The sequence below is a fragment of the Clostridium guangxiense genome, from assembly GCF_021043395.1.
GTDB lineage: Bacteria > Bacillota > Clostridia > Clostridiales > Clostridiaceae > Clostridium_S > Clostridium_S guangxiense.
This window is the reverse complement of the sequence record NZ_JAJNKE010000039.1, coordinates 1-25,740: the sequence shown is the minus strand read 5'-3', so window position 1 is coordinate 25,740 and position 25,740 is coordinate 1. Positions and strand designations below refer to the sequence as shown.

The following is a 25,740-nucleotide window of genomic DNA, read 5'->3' as shown; positions in this document are numbered from 1 at the left end:
TTTTATAAACAAATTTTATATGTTCGACATTTTAATTGTGTAAATCCATATTATTACTATTTTATATTTTCCAATTTATATTACAATAATTTCCTGGAAATTATATTATAATTTCAACTTAATCTAGTTAAACTTTTACCTTTACATTGATATTTCTAGTTTTGTGGACATGGTAAATACTTGAATTTAATCAAAAAAACCATTGACTTTTGAATTATATGGTAGTATATTAACTTTAGATGGAATTTAATAAAAAAAATGTAACTATATTAAATTTTAATATTGACTTTTAATGTAATATTTGTTATTATTTAATTGTAGTATTTGTCGAATGATGTAATTTAAGGAGGATAAAAAATGAAATCAACAGGAGTAGTAAGAAGAGTAGATGAGTTAGGCAGAATAGTAATCCCTATAGAATTAAGAAGAACTTTAAATATAGCTGAAAAAGATGCCTTAGAAATTTATGTTGATGGGGAACAAATTATTTTAAAGAAATATGAACCTGCTTGTATATTCTGCGGTGATGCAAAAGATGTAGTAAATTATAAAGGAAAAAATATTTGTAAAAATTGCCTTCAAGAATTAAAAGAAGGAAGATAAATAGATTTCTAGTAAAAAAACAGCATAGCTTGTCTATGTTGTTTTTTTATATTTCTATATATTTACTCAAAGGACAAAATACAATGAAAGATGATTTTTCTCCGCTACCGCTGCAAAAAATCTTAAACTTAATGCTTGCACATGGCGTAAAATATAGTATTCAGCGCAGCTTACACTAATAAGTTCTAAGATTTACCTGAGTAAAATCAAAGATAAATCCACCTTCACTGTGAATTGTGCACTGCTTCAAATTCTCATTTCTACAAAGATTCACACCTAAAATTCCGTAGGTACGGAGGAATTTTTTCCTTGTACTACCGTGTGAGCGAAGTAACAATGCTGAAGGGACGATTTAAAAAAATCCTAATAAATCTTGGTTCAAAAATCATAAAATACTTAGATATTTCAATCTGTCTGACCATCTTTTCAGCGAGTAAACATGCACGGGGCATGGGCTTACGCCCAAACCCCGCATATGTGTATGCAACGAAGTATTGTTACTTCGCATTATTTTATTATACGTCTAGCAGCACAATATGATCTTAATGGCATTATTCTTACATTTGCCCCAGTATGAGGTGCTTCAATAAAAGTATTATCACCAGCATATATACCAACATGTCCAGGACCATCAGAAGCTGGTTCAAAGAACAAAAGATCTCCAGGTTCAAGATCACCCGTAACAGGAGAACCACAACCAACCTGTGCTTCACTTGTTCTTGGTAAACTTATTCCAAATTGAGCATATACATATTGGACAAGTCCTGAACAATCGAATCCAGATGGACTTTCTCCTCCCCATACATATGGAACTCCAACAAATTGGCTAGCATATTTTACAATAGCTAGTCCACTAGCCGAACTAGAAGGGCTCGGATTCACAGTTGGATTTGTAATTTTATTTACACTGCTGCTTCCAGAACTGCTACCAGAACTTGTTGATACATTTAATGCCTGCAGCTTTTTCTTTTCAGCATCCATTGCACTTTGTATTTTTTCCATATCTGCCTTATGGTTATTCTCCTCAGCTTTTTCACTAGCCATAAGCTTATTTTGCTCTGCTTTCTTAGAATTTAAAGCATTTAATTTACTCCTATTTTCACTTTGTAATTTTTCAAGTTTAAAATTATCAGCCTCAAGTGTTTTTTTCTGGTTATCAATACTTTGTTTTTGTTTATTAATATTATCTATAATGTTAGTATCATACTGAATTAAATTTTTAACATTTTCAACATTATCTATAAGATCGCTAAAAGTTTTTGAATTTAAGATAACCTCAATATACTGCATATCAGTATTACTTATATACATCGCTTTAACTCTCTGCCTATAAATGCTTTGCTCTTCTTCAATTTGCTCTTGTGCTTCATTCAGTTTTTGCTGCTCATCAGATATTTTTGCTTTACTTTCAGATATCTTGTTATTTGTACTTGATATATCGTTATTTATCTTTCCAATTTCATTATCAATAACTGAAATTTTATCTTCTATCTCTTGTACACCCTTGAGAGCATTTTCATACTGCTGTAAGCTGCTGCTATATTGTTGTTGAAGAGGTGCAGCCAAGGTATTGCTTGTACAAGATAGTGTTACTCCTAAAGCAACAAATACACTTACTAATTTCTTATGCATGCTATCATTCCTTCTTAAAAGTTTATATTTTTATAAAACATAAAAAAGGGCACTTTTATGCCCTTAAAAACCATATTTACTTATATTATACTCTTTGTTATAGCCTTTTTGCAATACTATAGCCTCTAACAGAAACAATTCTAACATTAGCTCCTGTATGTGGTGCTTCAATCATTTGTCCATTTCCAGCGTATATAGCTACATGATCCGGAGCTGTTGTTGAACCAAAGAATAACAAATCGCCTGGTTGTAAAGCTCCTGTTACTGTAGTACCATATTTAACCTGAGCTCCTGTATAATGTGGAAGGCTTACTCCAATTTGAGCGTAACAATACATTACAAGTCCAGAGCAATCAAATCCAGAAGGACTTGCGCCTCCATATACATATGGAATTCCTATGTATCTAGCTGCAATACCAACTACTCCTCCAGCACTAACATTAACATGTTGACCTCTATCCTGTGCTACATTGCTTGATGAAGACGAAGTCGAAGCTGAAGTTGTTGTATTCATGCTTAAAAGTCTTGCTTTTTCTGCATTTTGTTGAACTTGAAGCTGGTCATAATAAGCTTTATTCTTTTGCATTTCAGCTTTTGCTTTACTTACCAATGCCAATGCTTCTGACTTTTTGTCTTGATCATCTTTAATTTTCTTTTCTTGCTGACTCTGTAATGAAACTAAGTTAGCTTTTACATTAGAAAGCTTGTCCTTTTCTTTTTCAATTTGGCTTTTTTCAGAATTTAAATTATCCATAAGATTTTTATCATAATCTGCTATTTTCTGCACTGTTTCAATATTAGATATAAGATCACTAAAGTTCTTTGAACCAAGAACAATATTTATGTAACTTTGCTCTTTTCCATTCATATACATCGTTCTTATTCTTTGACTATATAACTCTTGTTCACTATTTATCTTATTTTGAGATGCTATAATATTTTTCTTTATTGAATTTATGCTTGTTTGAACTTTGCTTATCTTGCCATCTATGTCAGCTTTTTCCTTTGAAATCGTTTCAATGTCACCGTCTATTTTCATTACTTTATCTTCTAGATCCTGTACTTTTTGTTGTGACTGAGTTAAATTTGTTTTACTTTGATTTACTTGACCTTGAGTTGGTGCAGCTAACGCACTTGAACCAACTGAAAAGACTATACTTGCCACTAAAATAGCGGACAAAATTCGTTTATGCACTAATATCCCCCCTACTAAATACTTTATGTAAATATTTTCAGCGTGATATAAAGTAGCACTTGCCCTAGCACAACTTTATATATATATATTAGAATTATTATAGCATTATTACTTATAGCTTTACAACTTCCATTTTCCATATAATTTTAGAGTTATCAAGAGTATTGTATACATTTCTACAATATACTTTAGTATATTCTATAATTTTAAGTTATTTTAAATTTATAGAATATTTATATATTTCAGTTTTAGGCACATTTCTATCTTTAGCCGTCATTTTTATCGCTTCTTTTTTGGAAAATCCCTTTTCAAGGTAATGTATAATATGATCTTCTACACTTATTTGCTCCCATTTTGCTCTTTCTTCCCCTTTAATTTCTTCTTCACTTCTACCTTCAATAATAAGCACATATTCTCCTTTTGCATTATTTTCCTTATAAAAATTCACTGCTTCTGACAAACTTGTTCTTTTTATGTCCTCATGAACTTTTGTAAGTTCTCTACAAATTGCTATTTTTCTGTCTCCTAAACTATTTAGCAAAAACTCTAAAGTATTTTTAAGTCTATGCGGTGCTTCATAGAACATGATACTCTCACGTGAATCTTTAATTTGCTTAATAACCTCATTTCTATCTTTATTTTCCCTTGGCAAAAATCCTCTAAACAAAAACTTGGAACTATCCATTCCAGAATAAACAAGAGCCGTCACAAATGCTGTTGGTCCGGGGATCACTTCAAAATCTATATTTTCTTCAATGCATTTTAGTACAACCACGCTTCCTGGGTCTGATATTCCAGGCATACCCGCATCAGTGACTATTGCCACGCTTTTTCCCTCATTAACTAATTTTATTATTTCAATGCTTTTTTCTTTCTCATTAAATTTATGATAACTTATAAGAGGCTTTTTTATATTAAAATGATTTAACAGTTTTAAACTTTGTCTTGTGTCCTCCGCTGCTATAACATCACAGTTCTTTAAAGTTTCCAAGGCTCTTATAGTTATATCTCCTAAATTACCTATAGGCGTACCAACCAAAAATACTTTTCCAATCATACTTATACTCCTTACTTTTATATTCTTCCATATATCTTTTCAATTTCCTCAGTATAACTTCCATCCTCATTGTGAATATATAAAGGCTCTTCCCATCTTAAAAATCTTCCACCATCCCTTTGGCCTTCAACAAGCATTATGTTTGGTGCCTTTTTTACGCTTGGATGAACCATTCTTATTGATTTAGGCTCTATCTTATATTTTCTCATAATACATAAAACATCCGCTATCCTTTCAGGTCTATGTACCATAAAAAGCTTCCCATTATCCTTTAATATAATACGGCAAGCTGATATGACGTCTTCAAGTTTGCAACATATTTCATGCCTTGAAATAGCATTATTATCATTTTTATTTATTATACCAGAATTATAAAGCTTATATGGAGGATTTACAGTTACAATATCTGCTTTTTTTATGCCTTTAATAAGTTCTACATCTTTTAAATCTCCATGCATGAAATCAATTTTATCCTCAAAATTATTATACTTAACCGTTCTATTGGCCATGCTGACAAGTTCATCTTGTATTTCAAGTCCTGTTATAGATGACGCTTCAGTTTTTCCCGCGATTATAAATGGAATTATACCTGTGCCACTACACAAGTCAACAACTCTAGCTCTCTTTTTAATTTTAGCATAGTTGGCAAGAAGCACTGCATCAACTCCAAATCTAAATGCATTCTTTTTTTGTATAACTTTAATTCCATTAATCTGAAGATCATCAAGTGTTTCATCATCTTTTATTAGTTCCATACGCTCACCTCAAAATTATATATATTTTTTAAATTTTCATAATAATTTCTCTATTCGCTTTTTTCTTACAAAATCATTTTTTGCTCTTTTATATTATATTATATTATTATATATTTTCTAGGCAATATTAAAAAATTCACACAAATTGGAGGTGAAATAATGAAACTATTAAGACAATTGTGTATAATTTTAGGAATTTGCTTTATTGGAGAAGCATTAAACAAATTATTAAACTTACCGATACCAGGAAATGTTTTAGGAATGATAATTTTACTAATCCTCCTTAATACAGGCATTATTAAGTTAGAAAAAATTGAAGAAATAAGCAATTTTCTGCTGGAACATCTAGCATTTTTCTTTGTTCCAGCTGGTGTAGGACTTATTTCATGCTTTGGACTTCTTAAGAAAAACCTTATAAGCATTACTTTTATTATACTAATCTCTACTATTATTATAATGGCAGTTACTGGTCTAACTGTACAACTACTTAAGAGGAGGTGAAGTTATGGATGCACTTATACATACTTCTTTATTTTCAATATTAATATCCCTTATAGCTTTTGAAGCAGGTCTTTTTTTGTATAAAAAAACAAAGCTCTCAATTTTTAACCCCCTTTTAATAAGCATAATAATTGTTATTTTTATACTTAAAGGACTAAATATAACCCTTAATCAATATAATGCCGGAGGTCAATTCATATCATTTTTTTTAGGACCATCAACTGTTATTCTAGCAGTTCCTCTCTATAAAAAAATTGATCTTCTAAAGAAAAATATTGTACCAATACTTCTAGGCATATCTATAGGATCGATATTCGGAATGTTAAGTATTGCAGCTATGTGCCATATTTTTAAATTACCTAATATGATTGACTTGTCACTACTTCCGAAATCAGTAACAACTCCTATAGGACAATCTGTATCAAAGCAAATTGGTGGTATTCCTGCTGTAACAGTAGCTGCTATTGTACTAACAGGCGTCTTTGGATCAATAATAGGACCACTTGTATTTAAGCTTTTTAGGATAAAAGATCCTGTTGCCATGGGAATAGCTATGGGAACATCTTCTCATGCTATTGGGACTACAAAGGCAATAGAAATTGGAGAAACACAAGGTGCTATGAGTAGTCTTTCTATTGGAGTAGCTGGACTTATTACTGTAATAGTTGCACCTATAATAGTAAAAATATTATCATTAATTTTATAGGCTTTGTTTTAAAATAAGCCTATAAAAAATATGTACAGGACTATGATTTGCCCTGTACATATTTTTTATTTATTATTTTGATTTGATTCAACAGAATTATATTTTGAGTTTATAACTACAATATCAACTCTTCTATTTTTAGCCATATCAGCCTCATTATCATTTACAGCCACAGGATCATTTTCAGCATATGCAGATGCAATTAATTGATTATGTGGCACCCCTGCTTTATCTTCTAAGACATGCCAAACATTTGCCGCTCTTGCAGCCGATAATTCAACATTAGATTGGAAATATTGATCATGCATAGGCCTGCTATCTGTATGTCCTTCTATTCTTATAATATTATTAATACCTTTTAATATTTTCCCTATTTCTACAAGCCTATTCTGTGCATCTAACTTTACATCTGCTTTTGCAGTATCAAACATCATTGTATCAACAATACGTATTACAAGTCCTCTTTCCTGTAAATTGGTACTTATACTTCCAGTAAGTCCGTTTTGTTTAACATAAGTATCTACCTTTTGTTTTACTTCTTTTAATTTATTTTCTTCTGCTCTTTGAGCATCGCCTGTTGAAATTGCAGCATCCTTTTCAGCTTCCTGCAGTTTATCATTTTGCTTTAGATTTATAGAACTATCCTCACCAATAACTGATTTTCCTGATGCCCCGAATGCTGATCTTATTGATGCTGAAACTTTAGCCATTTTAACTTTATCTGCTGTGCTAGAAGCATACATTACTATAAAAAATGCCATCAAAAGAGTTATCAAATCCGAATATGTAAGAAGCCAACGCTCTGCATTTTCTGGCTGTTCGGCTTTTTTCTTCCTCATACTTATTCACCCTCTCTTGCACTTTGACTTTCATACTGTGCAAGTTGTTTCTTGTCCAAAAATCCTTTTAACTTTTCATCAAGTGTATTAGGATTTATACCTTCTTGTATACACAATATAGCTTCAATTATCAAATTTTTTTCTTTCATCTCTATTTCATTATATCTTTTAAGCTTAGTTGCTATAGGCAGCCATAAAAGGTTAGCTGAACTGATACCATAAAGTGTAGCTATAAATGCACTTGATATAGACTCTCCAAGAGCTGAAGTATCTGAACTAAGACTTGCAAGAACAACAACAAGGCTTGTAACTGTACCTATAATTCCAAGTGTTGGAGCGTAGCCACCTGCCGATTCAAAAATTGCAATACCAGCTTTATGCCTCTGTTCTATAAGTTCAACGCTTAATTCAAGTGTGTCTTTTACTGTTTGAGGTTCAATTCCATCAACAACCATTTGCAGACCCTTTTTTATAAATGGATCTATATCATCTCCAGATACCATCTCTTCAATACTAAGCAATCCTTCTTTTCTAGTTTTAAATGCTATCTGCTTAAAATAAGCTATTAATTCGACTAAATCTGCCTTTGGCTTTGAAAATACAACTTTTATAACAGCACCTATATTTTTCAATTCAGAAATAGGATAAGATACACCAACAGCACCAATTGTTCCTCCAAAAACAATTATAGCAGGCGCTCCATGAAACAGGTGAGTAATGTTACCGCCATCTATTGTATATCCTGCTATAATTGCACCTAAAGCAACAACTAAAAATATAATACTATCCAAACTCTTCTCCTCCTTAAATACCTAGCAATTATTCAATCTATTTATATATACTAAATTTGCAGTTTTAGATGGTCAGCATACTACCAAAACTTATTTCAGGGTATCATAATAAATACATAAGTTAAGATCCTAATTATTAACCATATATAACTGAACAAAAAGATAACTTCATTTATTTATAGTTTATTATCGTAAAAATAATTTATAAATTTACAACAATCTACATATATGATTAAAAAAATCTTTTATTTATTATAATAATTCCGTTTCAATATATATTTGTGCGAAACAAAAAAGTCCGCAAAATTGCGAACTTTTTTATAAAAATACATATAGCCTATTCTTGAACTGGGGCTCCTACTGGGCAAACATTAGCACAATTTCCACACTCTATGCATGTCCCTTCGTCAATGACGAATTGAGTATCTCCTTGACTTATAGCACTAACTGGGCATTCTGAAGCACAAGAACCGCAGCTAACACAGGCATCTGTTATTTTATATGCCATATTAATACACCTCCCATCCAAAGGACATTTGAGTACTCTAATACTCCCTAATATTGTATCACGATTTTATTAATTTTCAAACTTATTTTCTCTTAAAACTGCAAATATATAGGTAAACTAAAAATAGTTTCTTTCTATTGCTAGGGAAGTGGCTTTTTAGAGTTCTATACGGTTAATGGTTTAAGCCAATGTATCTAACATGTCACTCTATAAAGTATCCCAAACTTTCTATGGATTCTATAATATCATCTAATTTTAAAAGGTAATTATCATAAATTATCTCAACAATTTTGTTTTCCTTATTAATATAACAAGCAACTACTCCTTCATTTTGTGAAACGACATTTCTAACTTTATTTACATCATTTACACTGCATATATTGCCTACCCTTAAAACAGATTTCATGCTTAATTCCTTCTCCCTAATCAGCTTTAAACAATTGTTTTATAGCTTCTGAATCCTCTTCTTGAATTTCAAGTTTTATCTGAGATTCATCAACACTTCCTTCATATTTTCCTGAAACAAGTGTAAGGCCTTCTATAGGAATTTCAGCTACTGCTTCTTCTCCATCTTGCATCTTGTATTTAACCTTAACCTTTTCTTTAACAACACTATTAGATATTACCTCAGTGTTTCCATATTCTTTAGAATAAACTATTGAACCAACCTGTGGCAATTTTTTTCTTATATACTCATAAGTTTCTTGTTCATAATTAAGACAGCACATAAGCCTTCCGCACACACCAGAAATTTTGGATGGATTCAAAGACAAATTCTGTTCCTTTGCCATTTTTATGGAAACAGGAGCAAAATCTCCAAGGTGAACAGCACAGCACATTGGTCTTCCGCATACACCAAGACCTCCAACCATCTTTGCCTCATCTCTTACTCCTATTTGTCTAAGCTCAATCCTTGTTCTGAAAACAGCTGCTAAATCCTTAACTAATTCTCTAAAATCAACTCTTCCATCAGCTGTAAAATAGAATATAATTTTATTATTGTCAAAGGTATACTCTACATCTATGAGCTTCATTACAAGTTCATGTTTTTTTATTTTTTCAAAGCATATATTAAAGGCTTCTTTTTCCTTCTTTTTATTTTCAGCATACTTAATTTTATCCTCTTCTGTTGCTATTCTTATTACGCTTTTAAGGGGACTCACTATATTCTCCTCTGGAACGTCTTTAATTCCTATAACACAAGTTCCGAACTCAATTCCTCTTGCAGTCTCAACTATCACATTATCTTTCTTATTTATTTTAAGTTCATCAGGAGAAAAATAATAAATTTTTCCTGCCTTTTTAAATCTAATTCCTACAACGGTTACCATGTCAAACCTCCTGTATTTTAAATAGCATCGTATTATATGTTAACTCTATACTTACATTACTTTCTATATTGCTTCTAGCAAAATTTAATATATCAAAAATTCTATTAAGTTTATTCATTGAAAACTGCATTGCAAGCTTTTTTATATCTTCTAGTTTATCATTATTTATTATAATATCATCTTTTCCTGTTTCTTTATATACCAATGAATCTCTTATATATACAGTAAAACATTCTATAACTTCTTGCCACAATTCTTTATATTCTGTCAATTTCTGCGAACATTTTACTATATTATCATAATTCATTTTCTTTATATTAAGGAGTATATCTATAACCTCATTTCTTATTAAATTCAAAGACGTATTCTCCATAAAGTCTTCAGCTTTTCCTGGAATTCCTCCACTGAAGGCAAGAATAGCTTTAATTTCTTTATCAGCTAGATCTCCATACTTTCTTTTTATAAAAGTTATCATTTCTTCCTTAGACAACTTTTTCATTTTATGAAGTTGACACCTAGATCTTATAGTATCTAAAAGTCTCCCCATAGTTTCACATAAAAGAAGTATAAAAACCCCATGAGGCGGTTCTTCTATTGTCTTAAGTAAAGCATTTTGCCCTTGAATAGTAACATAGTCTGCATCATGAATAACTATTACCTTTTTATCAGCCTCATAAGGTTTTTTGTTTACTTCCTCAATTATACTTCTAACTTGGTCTACAGATATACTTTTTTTCCCTGAACTTATTTTCCATTCAATTAAATCTGCATACTCTTTAATTTCAGTTTTGCCTAAAATTTTAGCCGCTAGTTCCCTTGCAACAAAACTTTTACCAATGCCATCTTCACCGCATATAATATGTGCATGTGAAACCTTCCCCATTTTTATAAGTTCATCAAACTCATGTCTTACTTCCTCATGCCCAATTATATCGCTAAACTTCATAGAAAGCCTCCTAATTTTATACTCACCATTCGCATTACCTTTATATCTTTAAAAATTTATCTACATCAACAACAAATATAGTTGCACCACCAACTTCTATATCTATAGGATAAGGAACATATACACCAGTAGAACCCCCAACTGGAGATGGTGATGTCACTACTTGTTCTCTTGTTCCGCATTCTTGCTTAATGATGTCAATTACTTTGTCAACGTCTTTTTCTTCAATACCTATCATAAGAGTCGTATTACCAGACTTTAAAAATCCACCTGTGGTAGCTAGTTTTGTAACTCTAAATCCACCATCAGTTAGAACATCTATTAAGTCACCTGCATCATCATCTTGAACAATCACAATTATTAGTTTCATATTAATCCCTCCTATAAGTTCTAATTTGAGTAAAACTAATGCAAAATTTAAACTATTTACATTCCAAAACTCAAATCTTCAGGGAATTTTGGTGCATATATAGTTTTTAGCTTCGCTAGTTTCACTATATACGTATATTTTATCACAAAATTCATTACACTTTGCAATTATTTTTTAATATCAAACAATAAATTTAGTCATACAATTTTTAATTTTTTTTACGCACAAATCTAAATCATAATTTTCATATTTGTAAGCAATATTACATGCTTTTAACTTTTCCTCTGAAAAATCTATATTGTCTGCTAAAAACCTTCTGCACAGCTCGTTATACTCTGGTTTTCTCTGCTCTCTCTCTCGTTTCAAAGCTCTTTCTAGTCTCATTCCATCATCAACAGCAATATATATCGGGATAACATTTTTCTCTCCAAAATATTTTTTTAGATTTTCATATGCTTCTAGAGTAGTTATTAAAATATAATTTTCGCTTTCAAATTGAATCTGTCCATCGTCTATTGTACAATAATACCATTTCCCCCTTACAGTATTATATACTCTTTCTTCTATAACTTTACCTAAATTTTTATAATTAACAAGCTTTTCTTCATCAATAAAAAAATATTCTACTCCATCCGTTTCATTAACTCGTTTAGGTCTAGTTGTATAGGTTACGACTGGTTTTAAATTTAAAGTTTTGTCGTTTTTAAGTATTTTAAATATTGTATCCTTTCCACAATTGCTTTTGCCCATCAAACAAAAGATTTTACCCACAGCATTTTCACCTTCTAATTACAGTATTTATTTTGTATTCATTAATTCCCATAACTAAAGCATTATTTTCTAAATAATATTTTATTTCATCTATAGATACCTTGCTTATTATTTCTCCTGGCATGAGAATTGGCACCCCTGGTGGATATGGTACAATAGCATCAGCGCATATTTTTCCTTCTGCTTCTTCTATATTTACCATCTCTTTTCCACCATTTAATGCTTCCCATGGGTTTATCCCCATTTTAGGTATAGATAATTCCTTTAAATCAAGATTCTTATCTCGAAGCTCTTCCATTTTGCAATCCTTAAGCACAGTATATAATTTTTCAAATTCTTCCTCACCATTGAAGGGTGAAAATATTAAAATTACATTTTGACTATCACACATTTCTGGCTGAATGAAGTTCTTTTTAAGATAATTATATAATTTAAATGCACTGTATCCTTTATCAACATTTATAACAAATCTTGTTTTATCAATGCACTGATTTTCATTTTTTAAATCCTCTTCACTTAAAATATGCATTCCTTGAATTTTGTTTATCTTTCTAGCATATTTATTACACTTATATATGAGTTTTCTATATTCATCCTCACCTTTTTCTTCAATATAGAATCTTGCATAATCCATAGAAGCCATAAAAATATAAGAGGGACTAGTAGTTAAAAATGAACTTACATAAAAATCAAGCTTGTCCATTTCTACATCATTACTGCACAGATGAAGATATGCTGTCTGTGTAAGGCTTGGAAGTGTTTTGTGTGCACTCATTACAACTATATCACATCCAAGCTTAACTGCACTTTTAGGTAGTTCATCACACACTCCAAAGTGAGCTCCGTGTGCTGAATCAACCACAACCTTCATTCCTCTTTTTTTAGCTTCCTTTGCAATAAACTCAAGGTTACAGCATACTCCATAGTAGTTAGGATAAGTTATTATTACTCCTTTAGCATCTCTATTTTCATCTAATAACTTTAAAAAATATTCTTCATCTATAGCTAAAGGAGCATTTATTTTATCGTTAAAATTATTTTTTATATAAACCGGCTTTAATTTTCTCATTATTATACCGTTAAATATGGATCGATGACAATTTCTTTCAACAATTACTTTATCGCCCTCATTAAAGCATGTAAAAATCATAGCTAAATTTCCACTTGTACTTCCATTAACAAGAAAATATGATTTTTTAGTTCCATAAAATTCACTAAGTTTTTCTTCTGCCTCTTTTATTATCCCCTCTGCATGATGCAGATTATCAAGTCCATCTACTTCTGTCAAATCAAATTTGATAAAATTATCATAAAAAATTTTTCCTTCATTAGTACATAAAAATCCTTTTCCCTGCTTATGACCAGGCATACAAAATAAATTATTTTTTTCGCTTATATATTTCATAATTCCATCTATAAGTGGTAATTTTGACAATCACAATCCTCTCCTCTTGATATAATGTGAGCAATCTCTTTCTTTATACACTCTTTGTAATACTCGTAAAAATCATTTTTATCCTTAAGATTTACTAATCTTTTTTCGCAGGCTTTACACATTCCTTTACCATTAATCATTATACCATCTTTTAAAACCTTGCCACATATAATACAATTTTTTTTCATAAATTATATTCCTCCTTAACTGTTAGGAATTATTACCTCCATATTATATTTTATTCACCACCTAGTCCATTTTTATTTTGTCCAAATAATTTTTTTAATTTATATTTTAATTTTTTAAGGGAATACTAATATATAAATTATAAAATTAGCTGAAATATTCAAATTTTAAAAATTAGAGTAAAGAGTAGATAGCAGAGAGGAGAGTCTACATTCACTCTACTCTCTACGCTTTACTCTCTACTCTGCAAAGGGGTGTTTTTAATGAAACAAGAAATGGCAACATTTTTAAGTACAATAAAAGATGAAATTTGGGAACTTACAAAGTATCTTTACGATAATCCTGAAGAGAGCTTTTATGAATATAAATCATACAACTACATATCAAATTTATTAAAAAAATATCAATTTGAAGTTACTCAAAGTTATCTAAGTATACCAACATCGTTTTATGCTCAATATGGGGAAGGTCATCCAAAAATTTGTTTTACCTGTGAATATGATGCTTTAAGCGAGAAAGGTCATGTATACGGTTATAATGCACAAAGTGCAATATCAATAGCTTCTGCCATTGCACTTTCAAAAGTAATTCCAAAACTAGGTGGAAGCTTAATAGTAATTGGATGTCCTGGAGAAATAATAAGTGGTTCAAAGGTGGCTATGGTAGAGCAAGGAACCTTTGAAGATATTGATGCAGTTTTAATGGTGCAGCCTCATACTATAACTGCCGAAAGTGGTACTTCCATGGCTATTATTCCTCTTCAAATTAAATATACAGATAATGCACATAAAGATACTTTAGACGGCAAATACTCTGCTCTGGACGCATGTCTGTTTACTTTTGATGCGCTAAATGTTATTTCCAAAGGCTTTGAAAACAACTGCTTTATAAATGATATAAATGTAAACAGCATAAATAATTCTTATCTTCAAAGTGTGGAGGCAAGATTTTCAATAAAAACATCTTCATCTAAACTTGCAGACAAGATTGAAAATAAAATTAAAAGCTTTATAGACTTAACATGCTCTCTTTTAAACGTATCTTCTGAATTACATCTTTATGATATTCCATGTAAAGAGCTTATAACTAATCCAACTATATCCAGATTATTTTCTCATAATCTTAAGGAAAGTGGAATAATAAATATTAATGGAGTAAAAAACATTTTTTCTCCTTTAAACCTTGGTAACGTAAGTCATGTGGTACCTTGCATACACCCATACGTTTCAATTGTACAGGATAGTACTATAATTTATGGAACAAAACAATTTGCAGATGCTACCATTACCAAATTTGCCAACGATGTCATAATGAAAGCAGCTCAAGCACTAGCATGTACAGCTTTCGATATTATTGAGAAACAATCACTAATAGTTGATGCAAAGACCGAGCTTAGCAAAATGGAAACTAGCAATCTGCAAATTCATTAAAAGCAAAGTCAAAAATCAAAACATCATAGTTTTTTGTATCAGATACTATGCAGCTTTGGTATAATATATATATAAATGAAAGGCAGGTGAATCTGTTATATTTTTAAATAAAGTATAATAGTAAATATATGATATCTATATATAAAACTACAGACTTAAATACACCTTCAAAACTTCAAATGCTTGAAAACATAGAACCTGGATGTTGGATAAATATTGTAGCACCTACTGAGCAAGAATTAATGCTCATACACAAAAAGACTGAAGTTCCAATGGATTTTTTAAAGGCAGCACTAGACGATGAAGAAACATCAAGATTAGAAATAGAAGATGATAATATACTTATTATTGTGGACATCCCCTTCACTGAAATGGAAGATAACTCTCTAACTTATGACTCATATCCTTTAGCAATAATACATACTAAAAATCAAATAATAACTATATGCCTAAAAAATAGTAAAACCATAACAGATTTTATCGAAGGAAAAGTAAAAACTTTTTTCACTTTCAAACGTTCAAGATTTATACTTCAAATTCTATTCAAAGTTGCAACCTACTATATGGTGTACTTAAGGCAAATAGACAAAAAAAGCGTCATGATAGAAAAAAGACTTCATAAATCACTTAAAAATAAAGAACTTATTCAACTTTTATCCCTTGAAAAGTCACTAGTTTATTTTTCAACCTCACTTAAATCAAACGAAATAACCCTAGAAAAAATGATGAAGCTTGAAATCATGCAAAAGTACCCTGAAGATCAAGACGTTCTAGAGGATGTTATAATAGAAAATAAACAGGCCATAGAAATGGCAAGCATATATAGTGATATATTAAGTGGAACTATGGATGCTTTTGCTTCATTAATATCAAACAATCAAAACTTAGTAATTAAATTTTTAACAACGATCACAATAGTACTTTCAGTACCAACAATGATATCAAATTTATTTTCAATGAACGTTACAGGTATTCCTCTAGCTAACTATAGATATGGTTTTGAAGTAATTTGCGGCATCTCCCTACTCTCCGTGATCATAGTAGCCTTGCTACTGTATAAAAGAGATATACACTTATAGGGGTTTGGGTGGAACCCATGTGATTCTGAAATTATATATTAGCGTTTCTATATTCTAGGGGTTTGGGTGGAACCCATGTGATTCTGAAATTATATATTAGCGTTTCTATATTCTAGGGGTTTGGGCGGAGCCCATGTGATTCTGGAATTTATAATATTAGTCTTTCTATATTCTAGGGGCTTGGGCGAAGCCCATGTGATTCTGGAATTATATATTAGCGTTTCTATATTCTAAGGGTTTGGGCGGAGCCCATGTAATTCTAAAACCATAACACACTCTCTTATGATGTTAATCCCACTGAACGAGTATACCTAATAAATATATTTTAAATATGATTGAAGGTGATTTTTTTGATAGGTAAAAAATTGAATTATGGTGATATTATAGGAATAGTTTCACCATCAAGTCCAGAAAAACCAGAAGCAATAAAAAGAGGAATAGATTTTCTTACAAATCTAGGCTTCAAAGTGAAAATAGGTAACCACGTTTATGATAAATATGGTTATCTTGCAGGAGAAGATAAAGCTAGAGCAGAGGATATTATGGATATGTTCCTTGATAAAGATGTAGACATGATTCTATGCATAAGAGGTGGATATGGTTCTATGAGGACCCTTCCATATATAGATTTTGATGTAATAAAAAACAACCCAAAAATATTTGTTGGTTTTAGCGACATAACAACTTACTTAAATGTATTTTTTAATAAAGCAGGCCTTATAACTTTTCATGGACCAATGGCGAGCTCAAACTTAGAAGATGAATATACTTTAAAATCCTTTTTAGATACTCTTATGAAAGGAAATAGAAAATATATAATAAAAAATCCACCAAAAATTGATATGAAATGTGAAATATCTGGTAATGCATCTGGAGATATAGTGGGAGGTAACCTATCACTTATAAGTAATACCATAGGAACTCCTTATGAAGTTAACTTTAAAAATAATATACTTTTTATAGAAGATGTTCACGAAGAGCCTTATTCAATAGATAGAATGTTAACACATCTTCTTTTATGTGGAAAACTTCAGGAATGCAGTGGGTTCATACTAGGTCAATTTAAGAATTGCACTTTACCTCATTATGAAAGAAGCTTAAGACTTGAAGAAGTAATAAAAGACACCATATTGTCTCTAAACAAACCAACTATCTCAAACTTCATGAGTGGACATGATTATCCAAAGCTTACACTTCCAATAGGTGCTAAGGCTCATATTAATTGTAATGCTAAAACCATTGAAATTTTAGAACCAGTAGTACATCTATAAATAAAATGAGGCTGTCGCAATTTTTTTAGTACGACAGCGCCCTTTTATCTAGTATATTTTGCTTCTTTAAAATATAACATTTCCAGAAGAATCTATATCAAAATCTTTTCTCTTCAACTGTGAACTCAATGTTTTTAAAGGTGTAGTATCTTTAATAGGATTATCTGAAATCTCAAGATCTGTAAGACTCTTAAGCTTTAAAAGAGGACTAACATCTTCAATTTTATTGCTATCTAAAGATAAATACTGAATATTTGTCAATTTTTCAATTGGCGTTATATCAACAATATTATTACCACTCAAGAATAAAAACTGTAAACTAGGAATTGAACTTAGCGGACTTATATCTTGAATTTGGCATCCAACTAAATTTATAGTTTCAAGCTTAGTTAGCTTTCCTAGTGGTTCAATACTCGTAATTGCATTGCCTCCAAGGAAAACTTCCGTTAAATTTCTTAAATTTTCAATTCCATTAAGATCTTTTATATCTGCATTTACTGCTGCAAGTGTGGTTACTTTATCTAAATCATTTTGTGTTAAGTCTCCAGTTTCTTTACCTATTTGTTTCCTTACGGCATTTTCCAAATTTTTGTCATTAAAAATTATGCCAGAAGCATCACCTGCAACCGAAAATGTCAACGTAAGTGGATTTTTAATTGTGTCATTGCTCTGGGATTTCATATCCTCTGTTATAGTTAAGCAGTATTTTTCGCCTGACCTATATCCGCCATCAGGTGCATCTACCACTATACTTTTATTATTATTGGTTAACTCTAGATTTATATCAGCATTGCTACCATCATTTTGATCAAATACAATTATGCTGTTTTTTGTATTATCATTTAGTTCTACAGGCTTAGTAAATGTTATTGTCCATTTCTTATTTTTATCAACAGTTTGATTATCCTTAAAAATTTCAGCTTTTGCATTAAACCCTATAAACATAGAGAAGAAAAGAACCATAAATACGATCTTATACTTTTTCATTAAAACGCCCTCCTTATATACCTATAGATGCCTTTATCACCTTAATTATCATTTCAATTCTATTAAATGGTGTAACAAGATATAAACCATCAACATGATTTTTTATTTTATTAATAATCTCTACAGCTATTTCTATTCCTACTTTTTCTGCTTCATCTCTTGTCATATCCTTGTCAAATCTATCAACATACTTTTGTGGTATCCTAACTCCTGGAAGTTCGTTATTTATAAACTGAGCATTTTTATAACTTATAAGAGGCATAATTCCACCTAAAATTTTAACATCATTTTCTTTTTTAAAATTCGATAAAAACTCTATAGTTTCATCTTCAAAAATAGGTTGAGTTAGAAAAAATTTAGCACCATTTAATAACTTTTTATTCATCCTGGCTACTTCTGAATTTTTATTTGAAACATTTAAGTTTAATGCCCCACCTATACTTATTTCGTCACCATTAAAAACCTCTTTATTCATTTCTGATATAAGTTCTATAAGTCTAAAAGAATTTAAATTAAATACACTTTTAGCCTTTATTTCTTCAGCTCCAGAAACGGGATCACCTGTTACAGCCAGTATATTTCTTATGCCTTCTATATTGGCTGCAAGTATACTTGATCTTATAGCATTTATGTTTTTATCTCTGCAGCATATGTGCGGCATAACATCTATACCTATTTCTCTTTTTATTTTTGAAGCAATTACAATGGAATCAACTCTAACTTTTGACATCGGCGAATCTGCAACAGTAACTAAATCTATATTATTGTCTCTACACACTTCAGCACAATGCATAATCTTATCCATCATTGTGTTTGTAGGTGGATCTAATTCTACCACCAATGGAAACTTATTTCTATTAAGTTTATCTATAAATTTATTATTAGTTTTTCTAACTTTTCTTATAACTTTATTTTCATCCGAAGTCTTTAAGATTACCTTTGAACCATCTATTCTCAATTTATAGTTTAGTTCCCTTATATGTCTCGGAGTAGTTCCGCAGCAACCACCAACTATCTTTGCTCCAGATTTTTTTATGGATAGCATTTTATCTGAAAAATAATCAGGATTATCAATGTATACCATTCTTTCATTTACAATTTCAGGATATCCTGCATTTGGAAGGGCTGATATAATATTCTCCCTATATATATTTAATTTTTTAAGCATACTGTATAAATGTGCAGGTCCGGAACCACAATTGAAGCCAAAAGCATCTATATCTTTAATTTCCTTTATTTTGCTAACAATTCCATTTATACTTACTCCATCTCTTGTATATCCATCCTGCATAACTGCAAATTGTGTTAACACAAATGCTGATTTATTTTTTTTCTTAATATACACTGCAATTTCTTCTAAACAATTTAAATTACTTAAAGTTTCAAATACAAATATATCAGCACCTTCGCTCATAAATGTATCAACTATAAATTTATATTCATTATACACATCCTCAACCGTTTTATCTATTCCAGATATATTTATCGGTCCAATGTCAGCCGCTACAAATACTTCCTTCCCATCAACAGCTTCTTTTGCTATTTCATATCCTCTTTTTATAATATTCTCCAATTCTTCTCTAGAAACATCAAGAGTTATAGCATTAGCAGAAAAAGTATTTGTTCTGATAAGCTTGGCACCTGCCTCGATATACTCATTATGTATGCTTTTTATTATTCCAGCATTATTTAAATTTGCAAATTCACAAAATGACTTATTATCACCTGTTATTTTTGAGTAATAAGTCCCCATAGCTCCATCTGTAATGAGAAAATTATTTTTCAAATATTCAAATATATTCATAGACTATCTCTCCATTATTAAATAGTAAATTTACGTATATTCTATCATACATACTGAATATCTAAAAGATGTAAATAAAGATATACTAATTTTGTATCACTCTAACCCCAATATAAAACTCCATATACTTCAAATATTCAATTCTAATTACATCTCCAGTCTTAGGGGCATGTATAAACCTTCCCCCACCTATATATATACCATCATGATATACATTATCTTCTGTTCCAAAAAAAACGATATCTCCAGGTTTTAAATCGTCTTTGCTAACTTTGGTTCCAACCTTAACCTGATCATATGTTGTTCTTGGCAAGTTTACTCCAAAATGTGCATATACATATTGAACAAATCCAGAACAATCAAATCCTGCTGTTGTTGTTCCAGCATTCATGTATGGTATTCCTAAAAACATTTTTGAATACATTACAATAGCCTGTCCATTTTCACTTACTGAACTAGCTTTAACTTTGCTAATTGAAAAAACATTTATTAACAGTGTAAATACAAAGAAAATAGAAATAACCTTTTTCATCTTATTCATATAGACACTCCATTTCTATAGATATATTTTTTTACTAAATACCCAAAAGCTTCTGCCAAGTCATTTTCCCGATTTCTCCATCAGCTCCAAGTCCATTTGTCTTTTGAAAACTTATTACTGCCTGCTTAGTTGCATCTCCAAATATTCCATCTGCATTTACTCCTAATCTCTTTTGAACCCATTTTACTACATCTCCACTAGATCCACTTTTTAAAAGTGGGCATGCTGCTATAGTTGCTGGTCCTGCTTGATTATCTACTGTTAGATGTCCATATCCATTGTTATTAAGTATTGCCTGAAGATCTGCTATATTTCCACTAGTGCTTGGTGTTGTATTATTTTCTGCACTTCCTCCAGTGCTTGGATTAGTAGTATTTGAACTTGATGAACTTAATAGTTTTGTCCAAGTTCCCTTACCAATTACACCATCTGCTTCAAGTCCATTTGCCTTTTGAAAATTTATTACTGCCTGTTTAGTCGCATTGCCAAATATTCCATCCGCATTTACCCCTAATTTCTTTTGAACCCATTTTACCACATCTCCACTAGATCCACTGCTTAAAAGTGGGCATGCTGCTATAGTTGCCGGTCCTACCTGATTATCCACTGTTAAATGTCCATATCCACCGTTATTAAGTATTGTTTGCAAATTTGCTATATCTCCGCTAGTGCTTGGTGTTGTATTATTTCCTGTATTCCCCCCAGTACTTGGATTAGTAGTGCTTGAACTTGATGAACTTAGTAGCTTCGTCCAAGTCATTTTCCCGATTTCTCCATCAGCCGTAAGTCCATTTGCCTTTTGGAAGTTTATTACTGCCTGTTTAGTCGCATTGCCAAATATTCCATCCGCACTTACTCCTAATTTCTTCTGAACCCACTTTACTACATTTCCACTAGATCCGCTTTCCAAAAGTGGACATGCTGCTATTGTCGCTGGTCCTGTCTGATTATTCACTGTCAATTTTCCATATCCGCTGTTATTAAGTATTGTTTGCAAATCTGCTATATCTCCGCTAGTACTTGGTGTTGTACTATTTCCTATACTTCCTCCAGTGCTTGGATTAGTAGTATTTGAGCTTGATGAATTTAATAATTTTGCCCAAGTCATTTTTCCTATTATTCCATCAGCCTCAATACTATTTGTATTTTGGAACTTTATTACTGCCTGCTTAGTTGCATTTCCAAATATTCCATCTGCACTTACTCCCAATTTCTTTTGAACCCATTTTACTACATCCCCACTAGATCCACTTTTTAAAAGTGGGCATGCTGCTATAGTTGCTGCCCCTGCTTGATTGTCTACTGTTAGATGCCCATATCCATTGTTATTAAGTATCGTTTGCAAATCTGCTATATCTCCACTTGCACCTGGCTGCGTTGGATTATTGCCAGAACTTGTACCATCTATAGCCTTCTGAATATCACTTAATAGCTGATCCCATGTCTTACCATACTCGTTTAAATATCCTATAGGATCTGTATGATCTGTTTCGCCATAAGTTTCTGATACCCATTTATGACTATGAATATTGTTCGAATTCCAGCCATATCTTTTACATATGGAAGCCACTAACTCCACTGTGTTTTGATATACTTCATTAAACTTAGCTTGATCAGTTCCATACGGAACGCACATTTCAACACCTAAATACTTACTATTAGCTGTAGGTCCAGCATGCCATGCAACTTCGTTTTCTGGAATCGCCTGAATAGCTTGATTCCAATCAACAAAATAATGTGCTGAAGCCTGTGCACTTGCATAATTATTAAAATAATCCCTATTATTTTGGGCTGTACCACCTGGATCATCAGTATCATGTATTACTATGCCTGTAGGTTGTAGGCTTGTCCCCGGTCTATTATTATTTATGTACTCCTTTTTAACTGTTACAGCTTGTACAAAATTTTGTGTAAAAAAAACATTACTTGTGACAACAATTGCAACTGATAAAATTATCACCATTATTTTTTTTCTTAACATTAACTCATCTCCATATTGTCATGTAAAAATTTGACTCTTTACAATAATAATTGTCATTTTATATTCTATGCTACTTATATCTAACTTAACATAAATGGTGCTGTTGTGCAATAATTTTACAACATTGTTACATTATCATCATGTTTTACATTCCCAATAACTTTACCCATGTCGTCTTCCCAATAACTCCATCTGTTCCAAGTCCATTTGCTCTTTGAAAATTTATTACCGCCTGTTTAGTTCCACTTCCAAATATGCCATCCGCACTTACTCCTAATTTCTTTTGAACCCATTTTACAACTTCTCCACTAGAGCCTACTTGCAATAACGGACATGCTGTTAGAGTTGCTGGTCCTGCTTGATTATCCACTGTCAATTTTCCATATCCAGCTTTATTTAGAATTGTTTGCAGCTCCGCTATGGTTCCGCTTGCATTTTGTGTTGGTGTTGTCTGATTATTACTATCTGTTGTATTACTATTTATAGTACTACCATTATTTTGATTTGATAAATTCAGTAACTTTGTCCATGTCATCTTCCCTACCGCACCATCTGCTCCAAGTCCATTTGCCTTTTGAAAATTTATTACCGCCTGTTTAGTTGCATTTCCAAACGCTCCATCCGCATTTATTCCCAATTTCTTTTGAACCCATTTTACAACTTCTCCACTAGAGCCTACTTGCAATAACGGACATGCTGCTATAGTATCTACGCCTGGATAATTATTAACTACTAAATGCGAATACCTATCTTTGTTTAATATAGTTTGTAATTCTGCTACATCTCCACTGCTGTTTTGAGCTGGTGTATTATTGCTTGTATTACCTTCACTATTATTTTGATTTGCTATACCCAACAATTTAGTCCAAGTCATTTTTCCAATTACACCATCTGCTTCAAGTCCATTTGCCTTTTGAAAGCTTGCTACTGCCTGCTTAGTTCCAGCTCCAAATATTCCATCTGCACTTATTGCCAACCTACTTTGAATCCACTTTACTACATCTCCACTAGATCCACTTTTTAGAAGCGGACATGCTGCTATGGTTGTCGAATCTATTACATTATCAGCATTTAATTTTCCATATCCATTTTTAGTTAATATACTTTTTAGTTCTGATATGCTTCCACTTGTATTTTGTGCTGGATTAGTATTATTGTTTGTATTATCATTAGAACTTGTACTATTAATTTCTTTTTGGATATCATTTATCATATTATCCCATGACTTTCCGTACTGATTTAAATATCCTATAGGATCTGTATGATCTGTTTCGTGATAAGCTTGCGATACCCAATTATGACTATAAATATTACTAGAACTCCATCCATACTTTTTGCATATGGCCACTACTAAGTCTACTGTATTCTTATACACTGCATTAAACTTTAAAGTATCTTGCCCATATGGAACGCACATCTCAACACTTAAGAATTTATGATTAGCTGTATATCCGGCATGCCATGCCACTTCATCCTCAGGTAAAGCTTGAATTACATAATCCCAATCAACAAAATAATGTGCTGATGTTTTAGCATTAGCGTCTCTATTAACATAATCTCTATTATTTTGAGCTGTTCCTCCTGGCTCATCAGTATCATGTATTACTATTCCTATTGGCTGTAATTTTTCATAACTTCTATTGTTATTTATGTATTGCTTCTGAATCGTTACTGCTTGTACAAAACTCGTTTGTATAAAAGCATTACTAGAAAAAATTAAAACTCCCAATATTAACGCTGCTAATTTCTTTTTTAACATTTTATCAACTCCGTTAGTATATAAAATTAAGTTTTAAATACGATATATTTCATGATGTAACATTATGTTATTTATCGTTTACTTCTTTATCAACCTAAAGCAAAATCTTCATTTGTATACACTAATATTTCAATAAGGTTCAATTTTCCCAATGCAAAGCCTAAATTTTACAAAAAATAAAACTAGATCATACCAAATGTTTCCAGTACAATCTAGTTTAAAATTTTCATATCTTATTTTTATTCGCTTACCTTCTAGGATTAGAAAAGCTTGGTTCTGTGGGATTAGGATCATTGAAATATCTACCTGGCGTTGATAAATCAAAATATAACTTAGAATCATCTGTCACTCCAAAATCTTTATTCGAACCTGTATCTTTCACCTTATTTAAAGCCTCTCTAAACAAGGCATTATGTGCTTCTTCACGATTTAATAAAAAATCTATTGTATTTCTAACTTCTCTATCTTTAATCTGACGATACAAATATTCATATACAACTTTAGCTCTTTGTTCTGAAGCTATGTTTGAAAGCAAATCTGCTACAAGATCCCCTGTAACTGTTACATAATTTGCGGTCCATGGTTCTCCAGAGGAATTCACCAAAACTGGTGCTAATCCACTAAGTACATGGCTTTCAATTTCGCCACTTCCTACTGCTTCATGATTTACACTATGTCCATTTAATAAATTTATAGTTTCAGCCACTATCTCCATATGACTAAGCTCTTCTGTTCCAATATCTAAAAACAAATCTTTTATCGTTTGATCTTTTACTCTAAAACTTTGTGATAAATATTGAAGTGCTGCCTTAAGTTCTCCATTTCCTCCCCCTAATTGCTCCTGCATAAGAACTGCATATTGAGGATTAGGTCCTTCAACTTTTACTTGTAAATTATTCAATAATTGTTTTTCATGTTTGAACAAATTCTACACCTCCACAATTTTAATTTCATGTATATTTTATACTTGCCAACTGCTATTTATACATAAGCAATCTTATATACCCTATAATAAATTTCACCATAAAAAATATGGTTATCAGCAAAACTTACTCCTATTTTGCAACAACCATATTTTATTCATTTTTATAGCCTTGTTTCAATACTATTTACTATGTATATTTATAATTTTCAATATTGTCTATGATTTAGTTAAGTAAATTTATTTATAATAGTTCAAAGTTTAAGGGGCTGTCGCATTAAATTTATTTTTAACCGTAATTCATAAATATTGCGAAGCAACTATAGTGAAAGATTTTAAC

Annotated in this window: 26 protein-coding genes; 6 read left to right on the top strand and 20 right to left on the bottom strand. The window is 31.2% G+C overall.

Annotated elements, in window-relative coordinates:
- Window positions 1-357: 357 nt before the first annotated feature.
- Entirely contained in the window at window positions 358-603 is a 246-nt protein-coding gene (locus LQK79_RS17185; RefSeq protein ID WP_053242736.1) for an AbrB/MazE/SpoVT family DNA-binding domain-containing protein, read from the top strand.
- Window positions 604-1,110: 507 nt separating this feature from the next.
- Here the strand turns inward: LQK79_RS17185 and LQK79_RS17180 are convergent.
- From LQK79_RS17180 to LQK79_RS17165, 4 genes are all read right to left on the bottom strand, one after another.
- The gene (locus tag LQK79_RS17180; protein ID WP_231017306.1) at window positions 1,111-2,235 is read right to left on the bottom strand and encodes a C40 family peptidase; all 1,125 of its coding nucleotides are present in this window, start codon (window positions 2,233-2,235) and stop codon (window positions 1,111-1,113) included.
- Window positions 2,236-2,332: 97 nt separating this feature from the next.
- The gene (locus tag LQK79_RS21115) at window positions 2,333-3,430 is read right to left on the bottom strand and encodes a C40 family peptidase (protein WP_231017305.1); all 1,098 of its coding nucleotides are present in this window, start codon (window positions 3,428-3,430) and stop codon (window positions 2,333-2,335) included.
- Window positions 3,431-3,641: 211 nt separating this feature from the next.
- Window positions 3,642-4,487, bottom strand: coding sequence for a 16S rRNA (cytidine(1402)-2'-O)-methyltransferase (rsmI, locus tag LQK79_RS17170; protein WP_231017304.1), 846 nt, complete (start codon window positions 4,485-4,487; stop codon window positions 3,642-3,644).
- Window positions 4,488-4,504: 17 nt separating this feature from the next.
- Window positions 4,505-5,242, bottom strand: a complete 738-nt coding sequence (locus LQK79_RS17165) for a tRNA1(Val) (adenine(37)-N6)-methyltransferase (protein WP_231017303.1) — start codon at window positions 5,240-5,242, stop codon at window positions 4,505-4,507.
- Window positions 5,243-5,401: 159 nt separating this feature from the next.
- On the opposite strand from LQK79_RS17165, the gene LQK79_RS17160 reads away from it, so the two are divergent.
- Complete coding sequence (locus LQK79_RS17160; protein WP_053242740.1) at window positions 5,402-5,743, top strand: CidA/LrgA family protein; 342 nt, start codon at window positions 5,402-5,404, stop codon at window positions 5,741-5,743.
- Window positions 5,744-5,747: 4 nt separating this feature from the next.
- Window positions 5,748-6,449, top strand: a complete 702-nt coding sequence (locus LQK79_RS17155) for an LrgB family protein (RefSeq protein WP_231017302.1) — start codon at window positions 5,748-5,750, stop codon at window positions 6,447-6,449.
- A 65-nt stretch (window positions 6,450-6,514) separates the two neighbouring features.
- Here LQK79_RS17155 and LQK79_RS17150 read toward each other — a convergent pair whose 3' ends face one another.
- From LQK79_RS17150 to LQK79_RS17105, 10 genes are all read right to left on the bottom strand, one after another.
- A complete protein-coding gene (locus tag LQK79_RS17150; protein WP_053242741.1) occupies window positions 6,515-7,288 on the bottom strand; it encodes an OmpA/MotB family protein in 774 nt (257 codons plus the stop codon).
- A gap of 2 nt (window positions 7,289-7,290) precedes the next feature.
- Complete coding sequence (locus LQK79_RS17145) at window positions 7,291-8,079, bottom strand: motility protein A (protein ID WP_053242742.1); 789 nt, start codon at window positions 8,077-8,079, stop codon at window positions 7,291-7,293.
- Between the two features lie 337 nt (window positions 8,080-8,416).
- The gene (locus LQK79_RS17140) at window positions 8,417-8,587 is read right to left on the bottom strand and encodes a DUF362 domain-containing protein (RefSeq protein WP_053242743.1); all 171 of its coding nucleotides are present in this window, start codon (window positions 8,585-8,587) and stop codon (window positions 8,417-8,419) included.
- Between the two features lie 202 nt (window positions 8,588-8,789).
- A complete protein-coding gene (locus LQK79_RS17135; RefSeq protein ID WP_053242744.1) occupies window positions 8,790-8,993 on the bottom strand; it encodes a cation transporter in 204 nt (67 codons plus the stop codon).
- A 16-nt stretch (window positions 8,994-9,009) separates the two neighbouring features.
- The gene (locus LQK79_RS17130) at window positions 9,010-9,918 is read right to left on the bottom strand and encodes a PSP1 domain-containing protein (protein ID WP_231017301.1); all 909 of its coding nucleotides are present in this window, start codon (window positions 9,916-9,918) and stop codon (window positions 9,010-9,012) included.
- A 1-nt stretch (window position 9,919) separates the two neighbouring features.
- The gene (locus tag LQK79_RS17125; protein WP_231017300.1) at window positions 9,920-10,864 is read right to left on the bottom strand and encodes a DNA polymerase III subunit delta'; all 945 of its coding nucleotides are present in this window, start codon (window positions 10,862-10,864) and stop codon (window positions 9,920-9,922) included.
- Window positions 10,865-10,904: 40 nt separating this feature from the next.
- Complete coding sequence (locus LQK79_RS17120) at window positions 10,905-11,234, bottom strand: cyclic-di-AMP receptor (protein WP_053242746.1); 330 nt, start codon at window positions 11,232-11,234, stop codon at window positions 10,905-10,907.
- Window positions 11,235-11,414: 180 nt separating this feature from the next.
- On the bottom strand, window positions 11,415-12,005 hold the full coding sequence (locus tag LQK79_RS17115; RefSeq protein ID WP_053242747.1) for a nucleoside/nucleotide kinase family protein: 591 nt from the start codon (window positions 12,003-12,005) through the stop codon (window positions 11,415-11,417).
- 7 nt (window positions 12,006-12,012) lie between these two features.
- The gene (locus tag LQK79_RS17110) at window positions 12,013-13,440 is read right to left on the bottom strand and encodes an aminotransferase class I/II-fold pyridoxal phosphate-dependent enzyme (RefSeq protein WP_231017299.1); all 1,428 of its coding nucleotides are present in this window, start codon (window positions 13,438-13,440) and stop codon (window positions 12,013-12,015) included.
- Complete coding sequence (locus LQK79_RS17105) at window positions 13,419-13,628, bottom strand: sigma factor G inhibitor Gin (RefSeq protein ID WP_053242748.1); 210 nt, start codon at window positions 13,626-13,628, stop codon at window positions 13,419-13,421. The genes LQK79_RS17110 and LQK79_RS17105 overlap by 22 nt, the downstream gene beginning before the upstream one ends.
- 261 nt (window positions 13,629-13,889) lie before the next feature.
- Here LQK79_RS17105 and LQK79_RS17100 point away from each other — a divergent pair, with 261 nt between their 5' ends.
- The 3 genes from LQK79_RS17100 to LQK79_RS17090 all read left to right on the top strand — a co-directional run bounded on the left by LQK79_RS17100 (window position 13,890) and on the right by LQK79_RS17090 (window position 17,406).
- Window positions 13,890-15,056: a zinc-binding metallopeptidase family protein gene (locus tag LQK79_RS17100; protein ID WP_231017298.1), complete on the top strand. Its 1,167-nt coding sequence runs from the start codon at window positions 13,890-13,892 to the stop codon at window positions 15,054-15,056.
- 128 nt (window positions 15,057-15,184) lie between these two features.
- Window positions 15,185-16,135 carry a magnesium transporter CorA family protein gene (locus LQK79_RS17095; RefSeq protein ID WP_053242750.1) on the top strand — a complete coding sequence of 317 codons (951 nt, stop codon included), beginning with the start codon at window positions 15,185-15,187 and terminating at the stop codon, window positions 16,133-16,135.
- 350 nt (window positions 16,136-16,485) lie between these two features.
- Window positions 16,486-17,406: a S66 peptidase family protein gene (locus LQK79_RS17090; protein ID WP_231017297.1), complete on the top strand. Its 921-nt coding sequence runs from the start codon at window positions 16,486-16,488 to the stop codon at window positions 17,404-17,406.
- A 66-nt stretch (window positions 17,407-17,472) separates the two neighbouring features.
- Here the strand turns inward: LQK79_RS17090 and LQK79_RS17085 are convergent, their stop codons facing one another.
- The 6 genes from LQK79_RS17085 to LQK79_RS17060 form a co-directional block, all read right to left on the bottom strand.
- On the bottom strand, window positions 17,473-18,393 hold the full coding sequence (locus LQK79_RS17085; protein WP_231017296.1) for a leucine-rich repeat domain-containing protein: 921 nt from the start codon (window positions 18,391-18,393) through the stop codon (window positions 17,473-17,475).
- Window positions 18,394-18,406: 13 nt separating this feature from the next.
- Entirely contained in the window at window positions 18,407-20,197 is a 1,791-nt protein-coding gene (locus LQK79_RS17080) for a bifunctional homocysteine S-methyltransferase/methylenetetrahydrofolate reductase (RefSeq protein WP_231017295.1), read from the bottom strand.
- 85 nt (window positions 20,198-20,282) lie between these two features.
- The gene (locus LQK79_RS17075) at window positions 20,283-20,738 is read right to left on the bottom strand and encodes a C40 family peptidase (protein WP_053242973.1); all 456 of its coding nucleotides are present in this window, start codon (window positions 20,736-20,738) and stop codon (window positions 20,283-20,285) included.
- Between the two features lie 34 nt (window positions 20,739-20,772).
- Entirely contained in the window at window positions 20,773-22,719 is a 1,947-nt protein-coding gene (locus LQK79_RS17070; RefSeq protein WP_231017294.1) for a peptidoglycan recognition protein family protein, read from the bottom strand.
- A gap of 145 nt (window positions 22,720-22,864) precedes the next feature.
- On the bottom strand, window positions 22,865-24,478 hold the full coding sequence (locus tag LQK79_RS17065; RefSeq protein ID WP_231017293.1) for a peptidoglycan recognition protein family protein: 1,614 nt from the start codon (window positions 24,476-24,478) through the stop codon (window positions 22,865-22,867).
- A 247-nt stretch (window positions 24,479-24,725) separates the two neighbouring features.
- Window positions 24,726-25,403 (bottom strand): manganese catalase family protein, encoded by a 678-nt coding sequence (locus LQK79_RS17060; RefSeq protein WP_231017292.1) that lies wholly within the window; start codon window positions 25,401-25,403, stop codon window positions 24,726-24,728.
- Between the last annotated feature and the right edge of the window lie 337 nt (window positions 25,404-25,740).